We start from the raw sequence: 23,258 nt of genomic DNA on the forward strand, positions 1-23,258 counted from the left end.
CCGCAAATTAAAAAATTTAAAATCCCTTAAATAAATTAAGGATAATTACCTCTAGATAAACGTATAATAAACAACAACTAGCCTTCATAATTCAATCCTTTCTAAAAACTACACTTGTTAAATAAATTTAATTTAAACTTGCAATTGTTAAAAATATAACAAATATTTATTTCAAGAGAACAATACTACAAAAAATACCTTACTTTTATAACACCTAAGTCATTAATACTTAACAATTTACGATTAAAAATAAAAGTTTTTAAAATCCCATTGCTAATTTATGTACATAAGTATATGAAAAATAATTTAAAGCAAGATTATATAAATATAACCCGTTGGGTATAATTCGCAAATTTTTCATTTAACACATAGAAACATAGATTTTATGTGTAAAAATGAGCACAAAAAGAAATATATTTCTCTCACATAGCTAGCTTTGTGTGTTTTAAATAAGTGAAACGCTTTTTGAGAGTACCAAAATCTATGTTTCTATGTGTTAAGATTAATTACACCCAACGGGTTAAATATATTTTGTTATAATACAATTATAAGCCTCTCTCTCCCATCACGACTATAATTATTACTCAAACCTATTTTACATCTGTATAGGGCATAAAATAAAACTACAGTTTTACTGCCAAAATAAGATCAATAAGCATCCCAATTACAATAGGTAACACATTGCTAATTATAGCAGCTGACTATTATATTTATAGCCCAAATTTATATAACTTAAACCTATAGAAAATGAAACTAGAGCTTTTTAAACTCAACCTGTTAGAGAATAATATTTTCCAGTTAATTGAAAAATATATTTCCGAAAATCAATTTATGACACCTCCTATAATCTACTTGGAAGGTGGGCATTATGACCCACGTTATGAGATTAGTGATTTTTCATTAAACTCCCTTACTCATGTTCTTAATATTTCTAACAATCTAATTGTGAAACACAAAGGTGATATAAAAATTGTTATCGGAATCTTAGTAGATAATCTAGGTCTTTCGTGTAATGAAAATACTTGTGAGATTACTAACCATAGCGAAACCATTAAAAACAATGATACGCTGCCTGAAGAAATTGAAAAAATATTGAATAAATATTTAATTGTCAAAAGAGAGAAGATCATCATATCTAATGAAAAAAATTGCAAAAATAAAACTATTTCATTTTTAAAGAAAAGCATAAAATTGAATCATGATTCTATTACTATTGAAGACAAAAATGGTGTTCTATCAATACTGTATCATGCACAAGATAACCAGTTTATTCAGTTAGCCGAAATAAAAAATGATGTTATATGGATTGCAAAATGCCCATCGATTATGGCTCAGCATTACAGTAATATCACTGATAAAATTTTAAAAAGATTTAATGATGCTTCCGATATAACAATAATTGACTTTTCGGAAAGTGAGGATATGAATAAGGTTACAAGAGGTGTTGAGGTAGCAGTTAATGTGTATATACCTACTGTAATTAATACAGAAAGAGTGAACATCCATAATGTTTTTATGACGGATTATGGAGATAATCAATACACTATTGCAAATACATTCTCAAAATTACATCCTCTAAACGTATAGATTATGGATGCAAATAAAACGCAATTAGTCTATATGGACTATAATGCTACAACCCCTTGTGATAGAGATGTGGTTAATGAAATGTTACCCTATTTTACACAAATGTATGGTAATGCAGCCAGTATACATTATGATTTGGGATGGTATAGTAAGACAGCTGTTGATAATGCCCGAAAACAGGTTGCAAATTTAATAAATGCAGATCAACTCGAAATCATCTTTACTTCGGGTGCTACAGAAGGAAATAATTTGGCTATTCGAGGTGTTTATGAAGCTTGTAAATCCAAAGGTAATCATCTCATTACTTGTAAAACGGAACATAAAGCAACATTGGATACATTAGAACATTTGCAGCGTATAGGTGCAAATGTGACATTTTTGGATGTAGATGATAGAGGTATGATTAATCTGGACGAGTTGGGAAAAACTATAAATAAAGAGACTATTTTGGTTTGCCTAATGTATGCAAACAATGAAACTGGAGTAATTCACCCTTTTGCAGAAATTGGGGAATTATGTAAGAAAAACAAAATAATGTTTATGTGTGATGCAACACAAGCTGTTGGAAAAGTACCTATTGATGTTAAGAACAGTTTAGTAGATATTTTAACTTTTTCTGCACATAAAATGTATGGCCCAAAAGGTGTTGGTGCCGTTTTTATAAAAGATGGCCATAAAACAGATATAATGCCCCAAATAACGGGTGGTGGACATGAAAATGGAATGAGAAGTGGTACACTAAATGTTCCTGCAATTGTAGGTTTTGGCAAAGCAGCCGAGAATGCAATGAAAGAATTAGAATCAAATGCAAATTCAAAATTAGTACCACTCCGCAACCAGCTGGAAGATTTTTTAATAGGATTAGGGGAAGTTAAACTAAATGGAGGTAATGTAAAAAGACTTCCTCATGTTACAAATATTTCCTTTTTTAATATCGATGGGAAGCGTTTATTGAAATCATTAAATAAATTTTTGGCAGTAAGTTCTGGATCTGCATGTTCCTCGGCATCATTAGATACAAGTCATGTATTAAAAGCAATGGGTATTTCCAGCGAAACGGCCCAGTCTACAATAAGGTTTTCAATAGGAAAATATACAACTGAAGATGATATTGATTTTGCAATTAATAAAATAAAAGGAATTTTGGCCTCTTTACGACCAATGAATACAAAAACCTAAAAATACCTATAAACAAAATAAGGAAGCCGAAGCTTCCTTATTTCAGAAAAAGAACTTATTTAAAAAATTACTTGCCTCTTGGAATAAGACAAATGAAAAATCAAGAGCAAATATCATCTAATTTTAAGGTTAATTTTCCCTATAAACGTCATTAAACCCCTAGAATAGGGTAAAATTCATCAAGGATTACTAACCTTCCGATCAAGCTATACTTATTTACCTGTATTTACAAAAAGGATTGCTCTATCCAGTGGTTCATCTTTTCCATCTTGAATACCTTTAATTGTTGGCTTAATCACTATATCAGGAACAATCCCAATACGTTGAGTTTCTTTTTTATTTGGATAAAAAATACCATAACTTGTAAATTGAGTTCTAAACCCTTTTATAATTTCTAATCTACATACACCACCATCTGCACCTGCGGTTTGGCTTCCTATTACAGTTACATGAGGAGCCGCTTGAAGACACATTGCCGTATATTCTCCATGACTTTGAGTTACTTCATTAACCAATAAAATAACTTTGCCTTTATAATAATCAGGGTTTGTTTTTCCAGATTTCTCAATTTCTTCTCTCCAAACAAATCGACCCGGAAAACTTAAATCATTATCAATAAATTTAACAAATTCCTTAGGTTCAGGATTTAGATATTCAGAAACTGCGTAATTGGTTCCTTGAGAGTTATTTCTTAAATCAAAAATAATTGCTTTTGCATTCTTAAATTGTTCCATAACAACCGGAACATCTTCTTTACCGATCTCCCCCATATTTATGTAACCAATATTATTTTCCAGATTCTTTGATTTCTCATTATCAGGATAAGATATTTTTAAATTTTTATACAAATAGCGGTATATATTTTTAACAGATGTTTTACCTTCTCTAATAAATTCAATTTCTACAGTCTCTGTATTACCATTAAAAATCAACCAATAAAAGTTTCTTAAAACAGCTGATTCATTTGATCCTTCCACATATTTCTTATTGCCTTTTATAATATCCGATACCGTTTTTCCATTTACTTTAGTAATAACATCACCTATTTTTATATCACTTATTTTTGCTAAAGAATCATTTTTTAAAGCTGTAACAATCGCTTTATCATCAATGATTTTAACATCTACAGGAATGAATTTATCCCCAAAACGTTCAAACATTTTAACAGTTCCAATAGAAGCATGCGTATCATCAAGTTTCACAGATAATTCGCGCATAGTAAGATGAAAATCTAACTCAGATTCTGGAGCGATAAATCTTGGTAAGATTTCGCTTAAAACCACATCCCATTTTTCATCCATTTGGTATTTATACGGAAAGAAATACTCAATATAATTCCAATAACGAAACAAAGTCAAAAGACGTAAGTTTTTATCGGTCCATTTAAAATCAGGATATTTAACTTCGTTAATAAATTCAAGCGGGACAACGTTTGGATCGGTTAACTGTAAACCAACATAAAATTGTTTTCCTTGGAATCTGTTTTCTTCAATAAATTTAAGTTTACTCGAAAGACTTTTGGCAAATAAATCTTTATTCCCAATCCATTCTAAGTTTAGGTTTTTAGAAAAATAAATCTTCTTTGTATCCTGAGGAATATTTATAGTTTGTATTTCTCCCAATGAAGTAATCCACTTTTCTATTACAGCAGAAAATTCTTCTTTAGACTGTGCTTTTTCTACTTGAGGTAAAATATCAAAAAGCTGATTGTCCCAATTTATTTTCCCAACGGCAACATTGGGATGATAATATTTTAAAAAGCCCCAAACTTTTGCCGTCGCAGCTAATTTTTGCGTTTCGGTTAAATTTCCTTTAGCAAATACATTTTGAATCAATAAGACAAGAACAATAAGTACCGTTTTTTTCATTTGTAGTTTTAAATATTTTATAGTTAAGTTAATGACAAAAGATATCTCAAACACACTAATATTTTAATTCCAGTCGATTTGGATTAAAAAACTAATAATGTTAAAAATACATGTTTTTCAAAAATAATACATTAAAACAATAAGTATTATTCAATTTTAAACTATTTTATGTGTATAATAAATTTCAAATCGCAAAGCTAAAATATGTTTATTTTCATAAAAATATCCCTGGAAAGAATGAATTCTAATTTAAACAAAAACTATAAAAAAGATCAGTATAAAAGGAAAAACAAAACCCAATTATTGCTAATTGGGTTTTGCTATTATTGATCATATATTAATATAGAATATTGATATTTATGCCTTTGTGATTTTTAAAACAACGCTTGAATTAGTAGAATTAACATTTGGATTAATACCTATTTGCATTAAAAAATCACCCGAATAGATTGCAGTCTCTACTGCTGCCTTTTTTTCCGGATAAATATTTATTTCTTCTACTTTATAATTTTGCCCTGTTTGCAATCCTTTTAACTTTATAGGTGTATGACTTCCTGCATCGTAACGACTGTTTACAAGGTAGTTAAACACTACCGCTTCACTACCATTTTCATTTATATACATTACCGATGCAGCATCATTATTCCATGGATTTTGCAAACGATATTGCGTTCCTTGCCAAATTGTATGGCTCAATGCGCCATAGTTTTTTATGGCTTGCTGACAAAAAGCCAAGTCTTTATCGTTTAAGTCTTTTACAACAATATCAAAACCTAATCTGCCCATCATAGCAACATCTGTACGGTATTTAATTGGTTGTTTTCCCCAATCGGTTACGTGAGCTGCAAGTGTAATTGCAGGATAAAAATACGAGTATTCCCATTGTATATAAACACGTTCTAATGGGTCGGTGTTATCACTTGGCCAGAATTCTGTAAAATATTTCAATGCAGCATAATCTACTCTGCCACCACCACCGGAACAAAGCATCATAGGCACCTTAGGATACTTAACACGAATACGTTCCAGTACTTTATAAAGTCCATTTACATAATCGGTATAAAAATTAGATTGTTTGTCTTTTAATTGGCTTGAATACGCATTATAAATCACCGCATTACAATCCCACTTAATATATGCCAATTCTGGATTTTCGGTAAAAAGATTGTCAACTATTCCATAAACAAAATCCTGAACTTTTGGATTTGATAAGTCCAAAACCAATTGGTTACGGAAATAATGTTCAGCTCTTCCTGATTGTTTTATTACCCATTCCGGATGTTTTTTATACAAATCACTTGCAGGATTCACCATTTCAGGCTCAATCCAGATACCAAATTTTACCTGATTATCTTTGGCAGTTTTAACCAATGTGCCTATTCCGTTTGGCAATTTCTTTTTGTTTACATCCCAATCACCCAAACCGGCATCATCATTACTACGAGGATAGTTATTTCCAAACCAGCCATCATCCAATAAAAATAAATCTACTCCTAGTTTTTTACTGTCTGCAATAAGTACTTTAAGTTTGTTTTCATCAAAATCAAAGTAAGTAGCTTCCCAGTTATTAAGCAGTGTCAAACGGCTTCCTTTACCATCCAGTATTTTATAGTTTCTTGACCAATCGTGTAAATTACGACTTGCATTTCCTTTTCCTTTAGATGATAATGTATACCAAAATTTAGGTGTTGTAAATACTTCGTTTTTAGCCAATGTATAAGCTGCAGCTGCATTATTAATGCCCGAAATAATACGAAGATTATTGAGTGGATCTAATTCTAAATCGGTGCGAAAATTACCCGACCATTCCAACCCTGCAAACAAAACCTTTCCTTCATCTTCGGTAGCCGGTTTATCCAGAGAAACCATAAATACCGAAGGCTGAAATAAATTGGCACGAGCACCTAGTTTAGAATCTAATACTTTTATTCCGTGAGTAATTTTAGATTCCTCAGGACGCATTTCTTTCGCCCATTCACCGTGATATTGGTTAAGCCAAAAATCACTGTATCCTTTAAGGTATAAGTTTGCCGAAGCGTATTTATTTAAAACAATATTTCCCTTTTCATTGTGCTGAATAGTTGTCCATTGCTCTATAACATCGGTGTCATAGTAAGCTTGAATAAACAAATGAACTTCTACAGGATATACGGGATCTTTAAGTATTATTTCTGTCTGAGATATTCCTGTACCAATTGCAGTTGTTTTATGATTTACGTATAACAAGTCCAGTGAAGTATTTCCATCGCTGTGTGTAACTGCAATGGCTGGTTCTAATAAATTCTTGGATCCCGATGGTGTATATGCAGCATTATAAATCCCTGTGTAATCCGTTCCCTGACGAAACTGACTTTGTATTTTGGCATATTCAAAATCATTTGCCAATTTTTCTCCCAGATAAATAGTGTTAACCTCTTTTCCAGGGGTAACTTGCAAAACAAGCGCATTGCTTTTTGTCTTTACAGAGATTATTTCTTGTGCCGCAACCGGGCTACAATAACTAGCCAGAATAAAAAATACTATCGCAAAAGATTGCCTTAAAGTTCTAATGTGTTTTCTCATTTTATAATTTTTTATATTATTTATTTCCATGTAATCCATTCCAATTAAAAACAAAAGGCTTCTCTAAACTACGATTTACTTTTGCGCATTCTTCCATACCATGCGTTATACAATCACAGATTTTTTCTTTTTCGGAATAAAAAAATGGAGCATTATAGCTCCATTTTAATTGTGATAGCAAGAGATTATTTCCCTCTAATCTTCTTTTCCCATTTCCATGCGCTTGCCATAGCTTCGTCTAGAGTAGACTCTGTTTTCCATCCTAAAACAGCATTAGCTTTATCGGTATTTGCATAAGTCATTGGTACGTCTCCTTCTCTTTTTGCAACTATTTTATAAGGCAACTTTAAGCCACTGCATTTTTCGAAGGCTATAATAACTTCCAAAACAGAGCTTGCTACGCCTGTTCCTAAATTAAAGACTTCTACTTTATCAACATTCTTTTTATCTAATAATCGTTGGAGTGCAATAACATGTGCTTTTGCCAAATCGACTACATGAATGTAATCGCGAAGACAAGTTCCATCGGGAGTATTATAATCGTTACCATACACCGATAATTCTTTTCTAAGTCCAATTCCTGTTTGCGTAATGTAAGGCACTAAATTTTGAGGAACTCCAAGAGGTAACTCCCCTATTTCTGCCGATGGATGTGCTCCTATCGGATTAAAATAACGTAATAAAATAGCATTTAGATTACTTACTTTGGCTACATCTGTAATGATTTCTTCTCCTATTTGTTTCGTGTTTCCGTATGGAGAAAGTGCAGGTTTAACTGCTGTATTTTCATTAATTGGCATTACATCTGCTTCACCGTAAACAGTACATGATGAACTAAAAATAAAATTAGGTTCTCGCAATTGTAGAATTTCTTCAAGTAAATAAATTAAACTGCTAATGTTATTTTCATAGTACAGTAAAGGTTTTTCAACACTTTCTCCAACAGCTTTGGAAGCAGCAAAATGTATAACACCATTAATGTCTGCATGTTTCTTAAAAAACTCTTTTACAACTAATTTATTTCTTAAATCTAAATTTTCGAAAATTGGTTTTATCCCTGTAATAGCTTCTATTCCGTTTAAAACTTCTTCAGAAGAATTAGAAAGATTATCGATTATTATGACTTCATAGCCCTTGGATTGCAGCTCCACAACAGTATGCGAACCAATAAAACCAAGACCTCCGGTAACAAGTATTTTCATGATATAGAATGATTTTGTCTTAAAATTTATTATGCCATTTTATAATGCAAATCAGGTAATTCTCTTAAAATTGCTGCACTTTTTTCTGGGGTAATATCACGTTGCGATTCTCCTAACATTTCGTATCCAACCATAAATTTCTTAACAGATGCAGATCGTAATAAAGGCGGATAAAAATGCATATGAAATTGCCATTCCGGATGATCATATCCGTCTGTTGGGGCTTGATGGATTCCAGACGAGTAAGGAAAAGATGTTTGGAAAAGATTATCGTACTTAATGGTTAACTGCTTTAAAATTTTAGCGAAAGCTGTAGCTTCTTCAGGAGTTAAGTCGGTAATCTTGCCAAAATGTCTTTTGCTTATAATCATAGTTTCGTATGGCCAAATAGCCCAAAACGGAACCAAGGCTACAAAATGATCATTTTCGATCACTATTCGGTCTCCTTTTTTTAATTCGGCTTCAAGATAATCCTGAAGCATATTGCTTTTATATTTATCAAAATATCCTTTTAGGTTATTCTGCGTTTTTTCAACTTGAGTTGGCAACGATGATTGTGCCCAAATTTGCCCATGCGGATGCGGGTTGCTACATCCCATTACACTTCCTTTATTCTCGAATATCTGAACGTGGTTTATGTATTTGATTGCACCAAGATCTGTATATTCTTTTTGCCAGGTTTTGATAATATTCTCAATATCGGCAATTTCCATTTCTGGTAATGTAAGATCGTGTCTTGGCGAAAAACAAACCACTCTCGAGATTCCTCTTTCTGGTTTTGCCTGAAAAAAAGTGTATTTAATATCTTCTTCATATATGATTTCATCCTGCTTCATTGCAGCAAAATCATTTTCGAAAACAAAACTACTTTCGTATTTAGGATTTTTCATTCCATTTGCTCTCACGTTTTCTGGACACAAGTAACAAGTTGGGTCATATTTGGGTAATGGTTCTGTTACAACCAGTTCGTTTTGTCCCTGCCAGGGGCGTTTTGCACGATGTGGTGAAACTAATACCCATTCATTAATTAATGGATTGTAACGCCTGTGTGGGTCTTCGTTAATGTCAAAATTTCTCATTTAGTATTTGGTTTATAGAGTGATGTACCATTTCCGATTTTTACATCGTAAAATTTTAATTCAATCCCAAATATATCTAAATAAAGAGACGAAAACTTATTTTTTACTTCATTTTCATAACCTTTTTTAATTAGGTTAATAGTACAACCTCCAAAGCCTCCACCCATTAATCGAGAACCTATTATTACATCTTCTTTTTTGGCAGTATCTACAAGCATATCCAGTTCGGCACAACTCACTTCGTATTCATTAGATAACCCATCGTGTGTATCAAAAAGTAATTGTCCTAAAACCGTAATATTTCCATTATCCAAAGCTTCACAAGCCTGAGTAACACGTGCTATTTCTTTTACAACATAGTGCACTCTTTTAAAAACGGTTTTATCCATTTTATCTTGAATACTCAATAGCTGATTTTCTGTACAATCTCTGAAACTTTTTATCTCAGGAAAGTGATTTTTAATTATCGATAATCCTTTTTCACACTCTTCACGACGTGTATTATACTCCGATGTAAATAATGAATGCTTTACATTACTATCAAATAAAACCAACGCATAATCACTAAAATTTGCATTGTGATATTCAAACTCCAAAGTTTTACAATCCAACTTAATCACTTTATCTTCAATACCATGAACACTAGAAAACTGATCCATAATACCACAATTGATTCCTACCCAATGTTCGGCTTTTTGTCCTAATAATGCAATATCCACTTTACTAATTGTAAGGTCAAAAAGTTCTTTGATTCCAAAAAGTGTCCCACATTCTAAAGCTGCCGAAGACGATAAACCAGATCCAACAGGAATGTTACTACTAAAGACACAATTGAATCCTTCGAAAGCAAAACCATTATCTTGTAATTGTTTAATAACACCCAAAATATAATTTGTCCAAACAACATCGCTTAATAGAATCGGTTGAGTTAAATCGACTTCGAATTCTTCATTTAAATCTATCGCGAAAATTTTAGATTTCTTCGTATTATTTTTTTCAAAAGCAAAGCAAATAACTTTGTCTATAGCTGCCGGCAAAACATAACCGTCGTTATAATCAACATGCTCTCCTATAATATTTATTCTTCCTGGCGAAAGCACAATTTTTTGTGGTTCATTCCCGAATTTTTCACAAAAAAAATTGGTTGTATTTTGTATTAAAATATCATTCATTACTTATTACTAATTAATCTAGTTTATTGGTTAATTTATATTCCTGCTTTAAATATTTATAAAATTGAATTAAAAGAAACTGATCTCTTAAATAAAAACCTCTTTTATTAAATTATTTGTAATATTTAAAAAATCAAATTTAAATAGTTAAACAAAACAATCCTACTAGTACCTACCAGTTTTTTAAAAATTATAAAATAAACACATTCAAAAAAAACTTTTTTTGTAATTGATAATCTTAAAAATCAAACCTTAAAAATGCTCACTTTTCCTTAAATATTCCACTGAAATAGCCTAGAATTAAATCATTTTTGAATATAAAAAACAAAACCCAATTCATATGAATCGGGCTTCATTTAAATCACATATTTGTATTACTTAACTGGTAGTATAGATTAAAATACAGGCATTATTTATATCCGGTATACCAATCTTGGTCGTTCTTTTTCCTTAGACCAAAAAAGGGCTCCTTGTCCCCATACTTCACCATCATTTTCTTCTAATTGCCAAACTATAGTATCGTTAATTCTAAAAGTATTTTGATATTTATCAACACGATCACCATTGTAATTATATACAATACCTTCACGTGCCACTTTATCAAACAATAATTTACGTTTGGGTCTATTTTCTTCAGCTGCACTTAACTTGGCTGGTAAAGAAAGTATTTCGTCCAACGAGTACTTGAAACAAGACAAAGCATAATTGTTTGCATAAATAAAATAAGGATCCTCTTCTCCTCCTTGTGCTAATATGCTATAAGGAGCTTTCTCATGTAACCATAAGTACCGATCTAAAACTCCCAATGGACTTGGGAGTTTTTTTCCATTGAGTGCTAAGAAACAATTATCAATTTGTTTCAGTAGATTAAGTTGTTTTTCTAAAGACATAATAAGATATATTTGGGGGTTACTAAACATTGAATCTTTACAAATAATTTCAGGTATTCTAAATTCAGAATGCAATCCACAGCCTAAATTTTTACAACTATTAGTGTGCTCAGATAATAAATCTATAGCATAGCTTTTGCAAATTACATAAAGGTTTCTGTTGTATAAGAGGAAAAATCGTTTTTAAGAAAGTAAAATTCTTTGGATAAATAAAGCTACGACAATTTCTAATATAACAACTAAATTATAATTTAAAAATTCAATAAATAAAAAATTAAATTAATGATTTTCAATTACTTAAAACAAAAATATCGTAATTTAACAAAACCCAATCAGTCATTACAGAACCTATAAAAGGATTAACAATCTATCGGTTGTTTTAAATAAATTGACTCTTAAAATCCTAAATTGATTCTGTGGTTATTCGAAAGTATATTTAATAAATTTTGATTTAATAATCGTATATTTATTTGTACTTATCAATTCAATATGATTTTATTCTGGAAATATCTCAAGCCTTATGGATGGTTAATTGTTTTTGTTTTGACCTTTGCGGGCATTGCGCAAATACTCTCCCTTTATGACCCTATAATCTTCGGGAAAATTATTGATGATTATGCACTAAATAATAAACAAGACAACGAAGCAAAAGTAGAAGGTGTCATTAAATTATTGATAATCGCTGTTGTTGTTGCCCTTGCTGCGCGACTTTTTCTTTCCCTTAAAGATTATGTATTACGAAAGATTGTGCAAAAATTTGGAATGCAAATATTTAATGATGGATTACGGCAAACGCTAAGACTACCATTTCAGGATTTTGAAGATCAAAGTAGCGGAGAAATCCTCTCTATATTACAAAAGGTTCGTGCCGATACCGAAAAGTTTATATCCGCTTTTATAAATATTTTATTTACTTCTGTAGTTGGTATCGGTTTCCTAATGTGGTATGCAATTACAAAACACTGGGCTTTGATTCCTGTTTTTTTCGTAGGTGTAGTTGTCCTTGGCGGATTAACGAGTATTTTGAGCCGATCTATTAAAACATTACAACGCTCGCTTATTAGGCAAAACCGCCAGATGAGTGGCACTATAACCGAAAGTCTTCGTAATATAGAACTTGTAAAAAGCCTAGGTCTTACCTACTCCGAAATTCGACGTTTAAAAGTCCATACCCAGGAAATCTATGATCTGGAAATGGAGAAAGTTAAGAAAATGAGAACCCTCACCTTTCTTCAGGGCAGTATTTTAATCTTTCTTAAGCAATCCATATTATTTATTTTGTTATGGCTTATATTCAGAAACGTTTTATCTCCCGGCGAATTAATCTCGATGCAGTTTATATCATCTGGAATTATAAGTCCGTTACAGGATCTGGGGAGCATAATTATTTCTTATCGTGAAGCCGAAACTGCTTTGTATCTTTTCAATGAACTCATGCAAAAGAAACCGGAATACAGTCCCGAAGACCCTGTAGAGGTAGGATCGATAACGCAATTGCACTTTAATAATGTTGTTTTTAAACATAAAAACGCAAGCTACAATGCGATTCAGAATATCTCTTTTAAAGCAAAACTTGGTGACAATCTCGCTTTTGTTGGACCATCTGGGTCTGGAAAATCTACTCTGGTAAAACTATTGGTAGGTTTATATCGTCCTGTAGAAGGAGATATTTTATACGATGACATTTCGATTAAGGATTTACGTTACAATCGTGTTCGCAGACAAATGGGATTTGTAACTCAGGATACCCAACTTTTCTCGGGTAGTATACGTGAGAATCTCTTGTTTGTTAAACCCGATGCTACAGATGAAGAAATGCTTTCGGCAATAGAAAAAGCTTCAGCAACATCTGTCATACTAAACTCGGGAAAAGGTCTTGATACGATTCTAGGCGAAGGAGGAAAAAAACTTTCGGGTGGAGAAAAACAACGTCTCTCGATAGCCAGAGCTTTATTACGGAAGCCAAAAATATTGATATTTGATGAAGCTACTTCGGCTTTGGATTCACTTACAGAATCTCAAATAACACAAACGGTTAGGGATATATCTGCCGATAAACAACAAATAACCATTCTCATTGCGCATCGTCTTTCTACAATAATGCATGCAGATACTATTTTTGTTCTCGAACGAGGAAAAATTATTGAGCAAGGAACTCATAATGAACTTGTAGATAAAAAAGGATTATATTACGCAATGTGGAGACAGCAAATAGGAGAACGAAAAGAAGATTTACCTCCGTCAAAAAAAACGAACAAACTGTAAGGAGTTAGTTTTTTTTTAAAACCATCTAAGTAATATAAGAAACCATAAGCGTTAAACTTATATTACTTAAATGGTTATTCATTTGATTACAATTATACTTTATATAGTACAATTATCTAAGTTTATTTAAAATATAATTATCTAAATTTTAAACCACTTAACACTCTTTATATTCATCAAAACTATAAGGGCCAGCTCCAAAAAATGAGATCATTAAAGCAGCACCTATAATAGATAGATTTCTCATAAAAGTCATAAAAACCAATTGATGTTTAACGGGATCTTCAATATCCCAGAAATTGTGCATTACAAATGTTACGGGAAGAAGAATTATAATTATTAACCATGCACCCCATTTGGCCATAAATCCAGTCAAAATACTTAATCCTGCTATTAGTTCAAAAACACCAACCAAAGGGACCAAAATATAAGAATATGGTATTCCTTTTGCTGATGCTTCATAAATAAAATAATCAGAAAAATTTACGATAGAAGAAAACATAAAAATTGAGCTGAATAAAATTCTGCCTATTAATGGGACATATCTCATAGTGGAATTTTTTATTAGATTAATAATAGTTTTATTTTAAATGATTTTATAAAAAAAGTAAGAACCTTAAATTTAGTAAATTAAATTTTAAAAACAGCAGTATCCTTAAATGGATTATTGATAGAAATTAAATATTTTTAAATCATTAGACTGATTATTTCTAACCCGAACAATCAATTTTATTCCTACTTTTGAATAATCTAACATAACTAAAACTATTATTATGTGGTGGGTCTATGCAATATTATCGGCTATTTTTGCAGCTTTGACAGCTATCTTCGCCAAAGTTGGAATTGCAAATGTAAATTCAAACCTTGCAACTGCGATACGAACCGTAGTTGTACTTATCATGATATGGAGTATTGTATTGTTTCGTTCGGAAGCCAAAGGTTTATTGACATTATCTAAACAAAATATCCTATTTCTTGTAATATCCGGAGTTGCAACCGGTTTGTCATGGATGTTTTATTTTAAAGCTTTAAAAATGGCCGACGTTACACAAGTCGCTCCTATCGACAAGCTAAGTCTCGCCTTGACAATAATACTATCAGTCATTTTTTTAGGAGAAAGCCTAACCTTAAAAACAGCAATTGGTGCACTATTAATTATTGGAGGTACGATTGTGATAATCTGGAAATAAAACAGAGACATGCATTACAAATAAAGGCTGCCCAAAATGAACAGCCTTTATCATAAAAAACCAAATATTAAACCAACAAATATTTTAGCATTAGCTAATTTTAATTACTTTTGGAGCTTTATTCTCTTTAGTTTCTTCCTCTTTTTTAGGAATAACTAAGCTCAAAAGTCCATTATCATAATGTGCTTTTATATTATCCTCATCAACAACATTATTTGGTAATTCAAATCTTCTTTGGAAAGATTGATAACTAAATTCTCGACGAGTATAATTATCTTCAACTATTTCTTTTTCATGCTCTTTAGCAGAAGATATTGTTAGTAAATTACCATCAAGAGTAATTTTAAAATCATTTTTATCCATTCCAGGAGCAGCTACTTCAACCTCATAATTTTCATTATTTTCCTTAATATTTATCGAAGGTATTGTAGTACTTGTAGATGAGAAATTACTATTACCCCAATTAAAAAGCTCACGTCCAAAAAATTCATCTATCAATGTTGGAAATGATTGAGAATTGTCACCGTTTTTTCTGATACTTAACATGATGATTTACTTTTTAAATAGTTATACAATAATTTGAATAATCTTTAAAATTGTTGATCAACATCTTGCATAAAACAAAATAAATACCAAACCACAAAAACTGTCATTTTTTCATAAATAAATGAATTATTGTCATATAAAGTCATTAAACAAAAATTAAACAATTACAAAATGACAGTTTTAAGATATATAAGTCAAATATATTTTATCTAAATAGCTTTAAAATATCACCAAATAATGCTTTAATAAAATTTAGAACCAATCTAACCACCTTGCAAAAGAATTTGCCATTAATTAATATTAATTTTATAATTGAATTATAAAATTATTACCATGAGTACTATTGAAAATGAAACCTTGTTGAGGAAGGAACTCGCTGTAATAGACACGAAAATAAATAAGCTTAATGACGAAAAAATAAAGCTTTTCTTTAATGCAATCGGGCTTACTTCTCGTGAAGATGTTCCAAAGGATTACCTGCAATGGGAGACAATACTTATCATTGTTCCAAACCGACAAGTTTCACATGAATTGAAATCTTATAAATATTCTATTTCCAGAATCACCTTTGCTACAAATATTTACGCAAAAGAAATACACATTTATGATTTAAATGACTGGAAAAAGGCCTTTGGTAATAAGACACATTTACAAATAAAGAGCGCTTTAAAAAATAGTTTTGGAGGCGTTCAAAAAGTTCAGGAAGAATATATCAAGACTAGTCAAAAAAACAGTTAACAACGTGCAAATGGAGCAGCATTATATAAACAGAAGTGGTTGGTTACGTGCAGCTGTTCTTGGTGCCAATGATGGTATTTTATCTACTACCAGTTTAGCCATCGGTATTGCTGCTGCCAGTACAACACGCGAGCCCATTATTCTGGCAACAATTGCTGGTTTAGTAGCAGGTGCATTATCTATGGCTGCGGGCGAATATGTTTCGGTAAGTTCACAAGAAGATATTGAAACTGCCGATCTCGAAAGAGAGCATACCGCATTAAAAACTATGCCCGAAGTAGAGTTAATAGAACTATCTGATATCTATGAAAAAAGAGGATTAACTCCTGAACTTGCCCGAGAAGTAGCGATTCAATTAACTGCACATAATGCCCTGGAAACACATGCCAGAGACGAATTAGGTATTAACGAAATCACTCAGGCAAAGCCATTACAGGCAGCATTTGCATCGGCAGCCTCGTTTATTTCTGGGGGAATCTTACCCTTGTTTGTATCCCTTTTTGCCCCTTTAAATGATATTGTAATCTACCAATATGTTTTTGCTATAATCTTCCTAGCACTTTCCGGAATATTAGCAGCCAAAGCCGGAGGATCTAATATCCCCAAAGCTGTATTAAGAATTTGTATCTGGGGAACTTTCGCAATGGGAATGTCAGCACTAGTAGGCTACGCTTTCAATGTTCCAAATGTTTAATAAATCGTAATCTCATATCCTTAAATCCATCATCTTTCCTCTATCATCTTTCCTCAAGCATCTAAAATCTTCCTCCTCTAACTCCTCACTCTTTTCCTAAGTCCCTTAAGCAACACGTTATCTGAGGTTTTAATTTGTTCAACAGCAATTTTGGCAATTTCAGTAGCTCCCAATAAAGAAAGATGAGTATCGTCATCTTTCCCTTCTGGATAATAGGCATTCTCCCCTGCTTTAAAATGTAAATGTAGCTTCTCGGATTTTTCAGGACCATAGGCTTGTTCCAGTAATTCGGTGTAATGTTCAAGGTCTATAAATGGCACATTTAATTCCTGAGCAACCAGTCTGGCTTCCAATGGATAATCACCATGCGAACTTATCAAAACGCCTTGCTCATTAAATTTCCTTCTTGCAATCGATGAAAACAATATCGGAATTGCCCCTTTTTCTCTACTTTCGGTTACAAAACGTATCAAATTATGGCGGTAAGCAGTATGCGGATTCGTATATCGTGTAGAATCGGTTATTTTCTCATCATTATGCCCAAACTGAATAAAAACATAATCCCCCTTTTTAAGCGATTTATATACTGATTCCCATAGCTTTTCATCAATAAAACTTTTTGTACTTCGTCCATTTACTGCTTTATTCTCAACCGTAATGCTTTCATTAAAAAAAGGCTGTAATACCTGACACCAACCGTGTTCCGGGTTTTTATCAGCGTCTTTTTTATTAGCCATTGTAGAGTCTCCTATACAATATAAAGTTGTTTTTTGTGCCGATACATTAAATGCAATCAATAGTATTATTAATAGATAGTATTTCATATTAGACTTTTTTAGACTACTTAGATTAGTTAGATTAGTTAGACTAGTTAGATTAGTTAGATTAGTTAGACTACTTAGACTACTTAGATTAGTTAGATTAGTTAGATTGTTAGATTGTTAGAATATTAGAAACGAAGACGCACTGCGGTACGCCTTTACGGGAAACCTTTGTTCCTTTGTTCCTTTGTTCCTTTGAACCTCAGTATCTCAGAACCTTCCTAAAGATACTGCCGTAGGAACTGTTGCTTTTTCACCTATAAAAACCTCATTCATTGTAACGTTCTCTGCATTCGTATTAGATATTGCATTCTTAGCAGACTTGATTTCTATATTGTCTAAAGAAATATTTCGAACTTTTTTCTCTGGAAATCCTTGAATTACAATTCCTGTTCCGGATACTTTATTACAAATAATATTCGAGAATGAAACATCTGATATTTCCGATGGATATCCGCTTCCTTCACCATGATAATTCGCCGTTATATAGAGACAATCCTCTACTTCATCCAACTGGATATTTCGAACAAAAACATTTTTTATATAACCACCCCGATCGGCATTTGTTTTTAAATAGATTCCTCTTTTTAGATAGCCAACAGTTTTGCAATTCTCTACATAAACATTTTTAATTCCTGCCGACATTTCGCTTCCCAAAACAACTCCGTGAAGTCCTTTAAAATTGCAGTTTCTTATCACAATATTCTCACTAGGTGTTGCGCTATTGGCTCTGCCTTCATAGTCTCTCCCTGCTTTAATTGCAATATTATCGTCGCCATTATTAAATGTAATTCGTTCTATCAAAACATCTTTGGCATATTCCGGGTCGATTCCGTCATTGTTATGATTTAATGATTTATAACTTACATCTCTTATAGTTATACTTTCGGATTTTAATAAATGTAAACACCAAAAAGGGGAATTTTCGATTCTGATTTTCTCTACCAAGATATTTTCACAATTAAAAAACTGAATCATTTGTGGTCTTAAAAAATAGCCTTTTCCGAATTTTCTATCTTTTAATGGAACATTATTATGATTCATTTCGCGACTTAGATTTTTACCAACCCCTTCTTTTTCTTTAAAACTACGCCATATATTTCCTCCTTCTCCATCAATTGTTCCTTCGCCTGTTATCGCAATATCTGTACAACCATAAGCATAAATAAACGGACTATAATTGTAAAGCATTGTTCCTTCCCAACTTGTAAGTACCATTGGTAAATAATGATCCGGATTATCACTAAATTTAATTTTTGCGTCTTTTTCTATCACTAGTTTTACATTACTCACAAAATGGATTGGCCCATTGAGTTTATAAACACCCTTTGGAACTATAATTGTTCCGCCTTTGTTTTTCTTGCATAATGCCATAGCTTTATCAAAAACAGGTTTGCTATCACTTAAAGAATCTCCTTTGGCGCCAAGCCTCACGACATTTATTTGATACAAGGGAATAACCGGTAATTTAATTCTGCCAACAATTGAATCGACTTTACTCGTCGGAAAATCAATTGTCTGTGCAGAAATATTTAATGTAATTAATAGAAAGAAAAGAAAACAATATTTCATTTTTAGACTTCTTAGATTGTTAGAATTTTAGACTACTTAGAATATTAGACTTCTTAGACATAATACCTTTATACTCAATTTTGTCACCCTGAGCAAAGTCGAAGGGCATACAGGGCTTCGACTCCACCGACATACGATTACTTTATATATAAAACATAGTAAATACTCTATAATTTCTCACGTAATCTCACAATCTTTGTTCCTTAAAAAAACCTATATTGTGTAGACGCACTGCGGTGCGTCTCTACGGAGAACCTTTGTCCCTCAGAATCTTTAAACCTTAAAACCCTAAAACTTTCTCAACGGTATATTTCTTAGCTTCTTTTTTGCTTAACTGATGTGACCATGCGACTCTTCCCTTTGGCTTATATCCTTCGCCATTGCAATTATATTCTGCATAAAAAGCTGTTTTTTCGGCTTCGGGTTTGGACCAATTTTCCCATCCTTGTGGCAAAATATGGCTTCCCATTTTGCAATCTATAAAAACTGTCTTGGCATAAATACGCCACGGTCTTCCCAGATATACTTTTGTTGCATTTTTGTCTGCGGTGAGATTACAGTTTTTAAAAACAAAACCAAACTCGGTACCTTCAGGTGTGGACGCTGCTGTGATATAGGAATTCTTGAGGCAATGAATTTGGCAATTCTCGAAGAATACGGTTGCTTTTCCGAAAATAAAATCGGTTGTTCCTTCTATATAACAATCTTTAAAATGCTGTCTAGAGTTATTTCCCGATGCATATAAAGTATCCTGGTTTCCTAAAATATTGCAATTAAAAACGTACGCTCTATCTCCCATAATCGATAAAGCTACTGCTTGCCCAACATCACCAGAGGCATTTTGAATCGTTAAATTAGTAGCCGAAAAATCATTCCCTTCTACAAGCATCGTGTAGGTATAGAAAGTACTGTTCCTGCCTAAATTCATTTTGCCAAAATAATCATCATAAGTAATGATTGTCTTTTCTTTGCTTTCGCCAATTAACGAAAGATGGTCATTAAATTCTGGAATTCTTATTTTCTCATAATACGTTCCATTTTTAATATGAATCGTTACTCTTTCATTAGGAAAAGCTTTGGATGCATTTATAGCATCCTGAATTAGCTTAAAATCTCCCGATCCATCTTGTGCAACGGTAATTATGCTTACGGTTTCACCTTTTTTTTTTCGCCTTTTTCAAAAGCGTATTTTTTCTCCCAATCCGGATATTTCTTTAAAACTTCCTTAGGTTCATCGGTGTACCAAGCATAACCATTTCTGCGTTCGGCTCCGATCTCATCCAATGATTTCTTTTTAACTCCATCACGATCGCTAAAAAAAGGTTCGTTGTTGTCCAGTTCCATAAATCTTGCCCAGATTGGCGAAGCATTTTGAGTAACAATCATTTTCTTATCTATGATTTTACCGGCATCATTTAAAACACGTTTTTCTTCAAGATTGGTGATTTTAGTTTTATCAAACCAAGCATAAGCACTTTTTACAGCAGTAATTACTTCTGGAGATGGATTATCGATTGACATTAATAACAATACAATTTTAGCCGATTCTTTCCCGCTTAAAGAAGGCAATTCATAAGCTCGTGCTTTGGCTGGAGCCAAAGTATTCTCGTCATGTTGTGCACACCAAGCCGTTAAAACACCATTTTGTTTGTATTGCGTTTTTATGATACATGCAATCCCTTTATCAAAAGCAATTTTAGCTTTGGCAACAGTATCTTTTGGAACAATAATACCATAGTAATCCGAGGTTTCTGCTATTTGTTTTAATATTGTTAAGATATGAAACATCGAATCATCATTATAAGTAATGTGGGTATAATATCCCTTTTTTAAAGGAAAAAACTGTGGCCATCCTCCATTATCATATTGTGCTTGCAGCAAATAATCAACTCCTAAAAGAAATGCTTTTTTATACCTTTCATCTGGCTTTTGTTTGTACATTTTTGCAAGGAAAAGCATTTCCTGACACGTAGCTCCGTTATCGGTTGTAATATCATGCAAATCACTTTTTAGGGCAATTAGATTCTGCTTTTCGGTTTCAGAAAGTGGTTTCTGCATTTCGATATTCTTTGGCCATCCGCCAATGTTACGCTGGTATAACAACACATTTTCGGCTATAGCCTGAGCCTCGGGAGTTGCAAACCATGAAGGATCGCTCTTGCGAATGATATCGCTCCAATTTTTAGAATTATATTGTGCCTGCAATCCGAAATTAATGCAGCATAAAAAAAGTACTATTGTTTTTTTGAATGTAATCATTTTAATTTTATTTAGTTATTCTAAACCAGTCTATTGCAACGTTCCCTGAATCATTTGTTACTTTCTCGCTTAAAGCAAAAAATCCCAGTTTGGCCCCAATCCATTTTCCTTCTTTGGCAGTAAATTCATTCCCAATAGCTTGATATTTTTCATCATCCATGCTATAAAAGAAACTACAAATACCTCCTTTTGTTACTTTTACCCTAAGGTAAATTGTATTGTTTGTTATTAAAACTGGATTTGTTTCTGTTTCGGAAATCGTTTTATTAAAAGTTCCCGTCTTTTGATTTAAATACAGTTTTCCGTTTTCATTTTTAAAACACAAATAGCTATAATCCAATCCCATGATTATAAGTCCTGTCGATTCCCCGTTTAGCCTTGCATTAAAAGTCATTTTGGTTGTAGCGGTGAAAGTTTCTGCAGGGAATTTTTGCAATAATAAATTCGGGGCCTCAAATATATTTTTTGTGTCTTTGATTGTCGTTTGGCAAAACAAATTAAAATAACCTAAACTTGTTGAAAATCCCCAATTTATTTGAGCATTTGCCTGCCATTGCCATTGTAATCCTAGTTTAGTCGAATTAAATTCATCCGAATCTGCTGGAGTTTCTATTGGATAACTCTTTCCTATATTTGGCTTTTTGAATGTCGTTACGGGTTCTCCGATTCCATTTTTATCAAAATCCACTCCCATTTTGGGCCAATCATTTTCCCATTTCATAGGCTGTAGATGTACTACTCTGCCATAAACTCCTTTATCCTGAAAATGTATAAACCAATCTTCTCCTGTTTGTGTTTGTATCCAAGCACCTTGATGTGGTCCGTTTATAGTCGTTTTTCCTTGTTCCAGAACTTTCTTTTTTTCATAAGGACCATAAATATTCTTTGCTCTTAAAACTGTTTGCCAACCTGTGGCAACTCCTCCTGCTGGAGCAAAAACATAGTAATAATTATTTCGTTTATAAAACTTTGGCCCCTCGATTGTGCCTTCGCTTTCATGACCATCAATAATCATTACGCCATCATTATAAGCAATTGTTCCCTCGGCATTCATCGTACAAATCACCAATAAGCTTTTTATTTGTGCGCGACTTCCTGCAAAAGCATGAACCAAATAAACTTTCCCATCATCATCCCATAAAGGACTTGGATCTATAAGTCCTAATCCTGCTTTTACCAAAATAGGTTCAGACCAAGGTCCTTCGGGCTTTTTGGATTTTATCATGTAAATCCCAAAATCGGGATCTGGATAATAAATATAAAATTCATTATTATGAAAATTTATACTTGGTGCCCAAACGCCATTCCCGTGTTGCACTTTATCATAGGTTTCTACAGGAATTTGTTTCGTAAGCGCATACGCTATAATCTTCCAGTTTACCAAATCTTTGGAATGCAAAATTGGTAATCCCGGGATGCAATTAAACGACGATGCGGTCATATAAAAATCATCTCCTACACGCACAACATCAGGATCTGAATAATCGGCATTAATTATTGGATTTGTATAAGTTCCGTTTCCGTTATCCGAAACCCAAGCTTGCGATACAAAGGTTTTTTCCTGCGAGAAATTCTTCTGTATTAAACAGAAAAACAGAATAATAAATATGCCTTGGGTATGTTTCATTTTAAAG

At 32.5% G+C, this 23,258-nt stretch carries 19 protein-coding genes; 6 read left to right on the forward strand and 13 right to left on the reverse strand.

The annotated features are described in order from the left end of the window. Window positions 1-747 precede the first annotated feature (747 nt). Together OIU83_RS05375 and OIU83_RS05380 are read left to right on the forward strand one after the other, a co-directional pair. Complete coding sequence (locus tag OIU83_RS05375; RefSeq protein ID WP_264205245.1) at window positions 748-1,587, forward strand: hypothetical protein; 840 nt, start codon at window positions 748-750, stop codon at window positions 1,585-1,587. 3 nt (window positions 1,588-1,590) lie between these two features. Continuing rightward, window positions 1,591-2,766, forward strand: coding sequence for a cysteine desulfurase family protein (locus OIU83_RS05380; protein ID WP_264205246.1), 1,176 nt, complete (start codon window positions 1,591-1,593; stop codon window positions 2,764-2,766). A gap of 212 nt (window positions 2,767-2,978) precedes the next feature. Here the strand turns inward: OIU83_RS05380 and OIU83_RS05385 are convergent, their stop codons facing one another. The 6 genes from OIU83_RS05385 to OIU83_RS05410 form a co-directional block, all read right to left on the reverse strand. Continuing rightward, on the reverse strand, window positions 2,979-4,634 hold the full coding sequence (locus tag OIU83_RS05385; RefSeq protein WP_264205247.1) for a S41 family peptidase: 1,656 nt from the start codon (window positions 4,632-4,634) through the stop codon (window positions 2,979-2,981). A gap of 357 nt (window positions 4,635-4,991) precedes the next feature. Further along, entirely contained in the window at window positions 4,992-7,196 is a 2,205-nt protein-coding gene (locus tag OIU83_RS05390; RefSeq protein ID WP_264205248.1) for an alpha-galactosidase, read from the reverse strand. A gap of 185 nt (window positions 7,197-7,381) precedes the next feature. After that, window positions 7,382-8,398 carry a UDP-glucose 4-epimerase GalE gene (galE, locus tag OIU83_RS05395; RefSeq protein ID WP_264205249.1) on the reverse strand — a complete coding sequence of 339 codons (1,017 nt, stop codon included), beginning with the start codon at window positions 8,396-8,398 and terminating at the stop codon, window positions 7,382-7,384. Between the two features lie 29 nt (window positions 8,399-8,427). Further along, a complete protein-coding gene (locus OIU83_RS05400) occupies window positions 8,428-9,477 on the reverse strand; it encodes a UDP-glucose--hexose-1-phosphate uridylyltransferase (protein WP_264205250.1) in 1,050 nt (349 codons plus the stop codon). Then, window positions 9,474-10,649, reverse strand: a complete 1,176-nt coding sequence (galK, locus tag OIU83_RS05405) for a galactokinase (RefSeq protein WP_264205251.1) — start codon at window positions 10,647-10,649, stop codon at window positions 9,474-9,476. The genes OIU83_RS05400 and galK overlap by 4 nt, the downstream gene beginning before the upstream one ends. Window positions 10,650-11,062: 413 nt before the next feature. Further along, the gene (locus OIU83_RS05410) at window positions 11,063-11,539 is read right to left on the reverse strand and encodes an MEKHLA domain-containing protein (protein WP_264205252.1); all 477 of its coding nucleotides are present in this window, start codon (window positions 11,537-11,539) and stop codon (window positions 11,063-11,065) included. Window positions 11,540-12,028: 489 nt separating this feature from the next. Here OIU83_RS05410 and OIU83_RS05415 point away from each other — a divergent pair, with 489 nt between their 5' ends. Then, window positions 12,029-13,804: an ABC transporter ATP-binding protein gene (locus OIU83_RS05415; RefSeq protein WP_264205253.1), complete on the forward strand. Its 1,776-nt coding sequence runs from the start codon at window positions 12,029-12,031 to the stop codon at window positions 13,802-13,804. A 157-nt stretch (window positions 13,805-13,961) separates the two neighbouring features. Here the strand turns inward: OIU83_RS05415 and OIU83_RS05420 are convergent, their stop codons facing one another. Further along, window positions 13,962-14,354: a DoxX family protein gene (locus OIU83_RS05420; RefSeq protein WP_264205254.1), complete on the reverse strand. Its 393-nt coding sequence runs from the start codon at window positions 14,352-14,354 to the stop codon at window positions 13,962-13,964. A gap of 223 nt (window positions 14,355-14,577) precedes the next feature. Between OIU83_RS05420 and OIU83_RS05425 the strand changes: the two genes are divergently transcribed. Continuing rightward, entirely contained in the window at window positions 14,578-14,994 is a 417-nt protein-coding gene (locus OIU83_RS05425) for an EamA family transporter (RefSeq protein ID WP_264205255.1), read from the forward strand. Window positions 14,995-15,084: 90 nt separating this feature from the next. Here the strand turns inward: OIU83_RS05425 and OIU83_RS05430 are convergent, their stop codons facing one another. Beyond that, window positions 15,085-15,540 (reverse strand): Hsp20/alpha crystallin family protein, encoded by a 456-nt coding sequence (locus OIU83_RS05430; protein WP_264205256.1) that lies wholly within the window; start codon window positions 15,538-15,540, stop codon window positions 15,085-15,087. 333 nt (window positions 15,541-15,873) lie between these two features. Between OIU83_RS05430 and OIU83_RS05435 the strand changes: the two genes are divergently transcribed. Continuing rightward, on the forward strand, window positions 15,874-16,278 hold the full coding sequence (locus OIU83_RS05435; RefSeq protein ID WP_264205257.1) for a hypothetical protein: 405 nt from the start codon (window positions 15,874-15,876) through the stop codon (window positions 16,276-16,278). Between the two features lie 10 nt (window positions 16,279-16,288). Further along, on the forward strand, window positions 16,289-16,972 hold the full coding sequence (locus OIU83_RS05440; protein WP_264205258.1) for a VIT1/CCC1 transporter family protein: 684 nt from the start codon (window positions 16,289-16,291) through the stop codon (window positions 16,970-16,972). Window positions 16,973-17,049: 77 nt separating this feature from the next. On the opposite strand, the gene OIU83_RS05445 is transcribed toward OIU83_RS05440, so the two are convergent. The 5 genes from OIU83_RS05445 to OIU83_RS05465 all read right to left on the reverse strand — a co-directional run bounded on the left by OIU83_RS05445 (window position 17,050) and on the right by OIU83_RS05465 (window position 23,251). Beyond that, window positions 17,050-17,796: a rhamnogalacturonan acetylesterase gene (locus tag OIU83_RS05445; RefSeq protein WP_264205259.1), complete on the reverse strand. Its 747-nt coding sequence runs from the start codon at window positions 17,794-17,796 to the stop codon at window positions 17,050-17,052. Window positions 17,797-18,003: 207 nt separating this feature from the next. Then, the gene (locus tag OIU83_RS05450) at window positions 18,004-19,365 is read right to left on the reverse strand and encodes a glycoside hydrolase family 28 protein (RefSeq protein WP_264205260.1); all 1,362 of its coding nucleotides are present in this window, start codon (window positions 19,363-19,365) and stop codon (window positions 18,004-18,006) included. Window positions 19,366-19,645: 280 nt separating this feature from the next. After that, the gene (locus OIU83_RS05455; RefSeq protein ID WP_319005348.1) at window positions 19,646-20,509 is read right to left on the reverse strand and encodes a pectinesterase family protein; all 864 of its coding nucleotides are present in this window, start codon (window positions 20,507-20,509) and stop codon (window positions 19,646-19,648) included. A 2-nt stretch (window positions 20,510-20,511) separates the two neighbouring features. Next, window positions 20,512-21,624 (reverse strand): pectate lyase, encoded by a 1,113-nt coding sequence (gene pelA / locus OIU83_RS05460; protein WP_264205261.1) that lies wholly within the window; start codon window positions 21,622-21,624, stop codon window positions 20,512-20,514. A gap of 7 nt (window positions 21,625-21,631) precedes the next feature. Next, the gene (locus OIU83_RS05465) at window positions 21,632-23,251 is read right to left on the reverse strand and encodes a glycoside hydrolase family 43 protein (protein WP_264205262.1); all 1,620 of its coding nucleotides are present in this window, start codon (window positions 23,249-23,251) and stop codon (window positions 21,632-21,634) included. Between the last annotated feature and the right edge of the window lie 7 nt (window positions 23,252-23,258).

The sequence above is a fragment of the Flavobacterium shii genome (assembly GCF_025847235.1).
Lineage (GTDB): Bacteria > Bacteroidota > Bacteroidia > Flavobacteriales > Flavobacteriaceae > Flavobacterium > Flavobacterium shii.

Excerpts from the sequence above, each read along its gene's own strand:
- OIU83_RS05375 (WP_264205245.1), top strand. The coding sequence starts at position 748 with ATGAAACTAGAGCTTTTTAAACTCAACCTGTTAGAGAATAATATTTTC.
- OIU83_RS05380 (WP_264205246.1), top strand. The coding sequence starts at position 1,591 with ATGGATGCAAATAAAACGCAATTAGTCTATATGGACTATAATGCTACA.
- OIU83_RS05420 (WP_264205254.1), bottom strand. The coding sequence starts at position 14,354 with ATGAGATATGTCCCATTAATAGGCAGAATTTTATTCAGCTCAATTTTT.
- OIU83_RS05415 (WP_264205253.1), top strand. The coding sequence starts at position 12,029 with ATGATTTTATTCTGGAAATATCTCAAGCCTTATGGATGGTTAATTGTT.
- OIU83_RS05440 (WP_264205258.1), top strand. The coding sequence starts at position 16,289 with ATGGAGCAGCATTATATAAACAGAAGTGGTTGGTTACGTGCAGCTGTT.
- galE (WP_264205249.1), bottom strand. The coding sequence starts at position 8,398 with ATGAAAATACTTGTTACCGGAGGTCTTGGTTTTATTGGTTCGCATACT.
- OIU83_RS05430 (WP_264205256.1), bottom strand. The coding sequence starts at position 15,540 with ATGTTAAGTATCAGAAAAAACGGTGACAATTCTCAATCATTTCCAACA.
- OIU83_RS05390 (WP_264205248.1), bottom strand. The coding sequence starts at position 7,196 with ATGAGAAAACACATTAGAACTTTAAGGCAATCTTTTGCGATAGTATTT.
- OIU83_RS05410 (WP_264205252.1), bottom strand. The coding sequence starts at position 11,539 with ATGTCTTTAGAAAAACAACTTAATCTACTGAAACAAATTGATAATTGT.
- OIU83_RS05400 (WP_264205250.1), bottom strand. The coding sequence starts at position 9,477 with ATGAGAAATTTTGACATTAACGAAGACCCACACAGGCGTTACAATCCA.
- OIU83_RS05435 (WP_264205257.1), top strand. The coding sequence starts at position 15,874 with ATGAGTACTATTGAAAATGAAACCTTGTTGAGGAAGGAACTCGCTGTA.
- OIU83_RS05425 (WP_264205255.1), top strand. The coding sequence starts at position 14,578 with ATGTGGTGGGTCTATGCAATATTATCGGCTATTTTTGCAGCTTTGACA.
- galK (WP_264205251.1), bottom strand. The coding sequence starts at position 10,649 with ATGAATGATATTTTAATACAAAATACAACCAATTTTTTTTGTGAAAAA.
- OIU83_RS05385 (WP_264205247.1), bottom strand. The coding sequence starts at position 4,634 with ATGAAAAAAACGGTACTTATTGTTCTTGTCTTATTGATTCAAAATGTA.
- OIU83_RS05445 (WP_264205259.1), bottom strand. The coding sequence starts at position 17,796 with ATGAAATACTATCTATTAATAATACTATTGATTGCATTTAATGTATCG.
- OIU83_RS05450 (WP_264205260.1), bottom strand. The coding sequence starts at position 19,365 with ATGAAATATTGTTTTCTTTTCTTTCTATTAATTACATTAAATATTTCT.
- OIU83_RS05465 (WP_264205262.1), bottom strand. The coding sequence starts at position 23,251 with ATGAAACATACCCAAGGCATATTTATTATTCTGTTTTTCTGTTTAATA.
- pelA (WP_264205261.1), bottom strand. The coding sequence starts at position 21,624 with ATGATTACATTCAAAAAAACAATAGTACTTTTTTTATGCTGCATTAAT.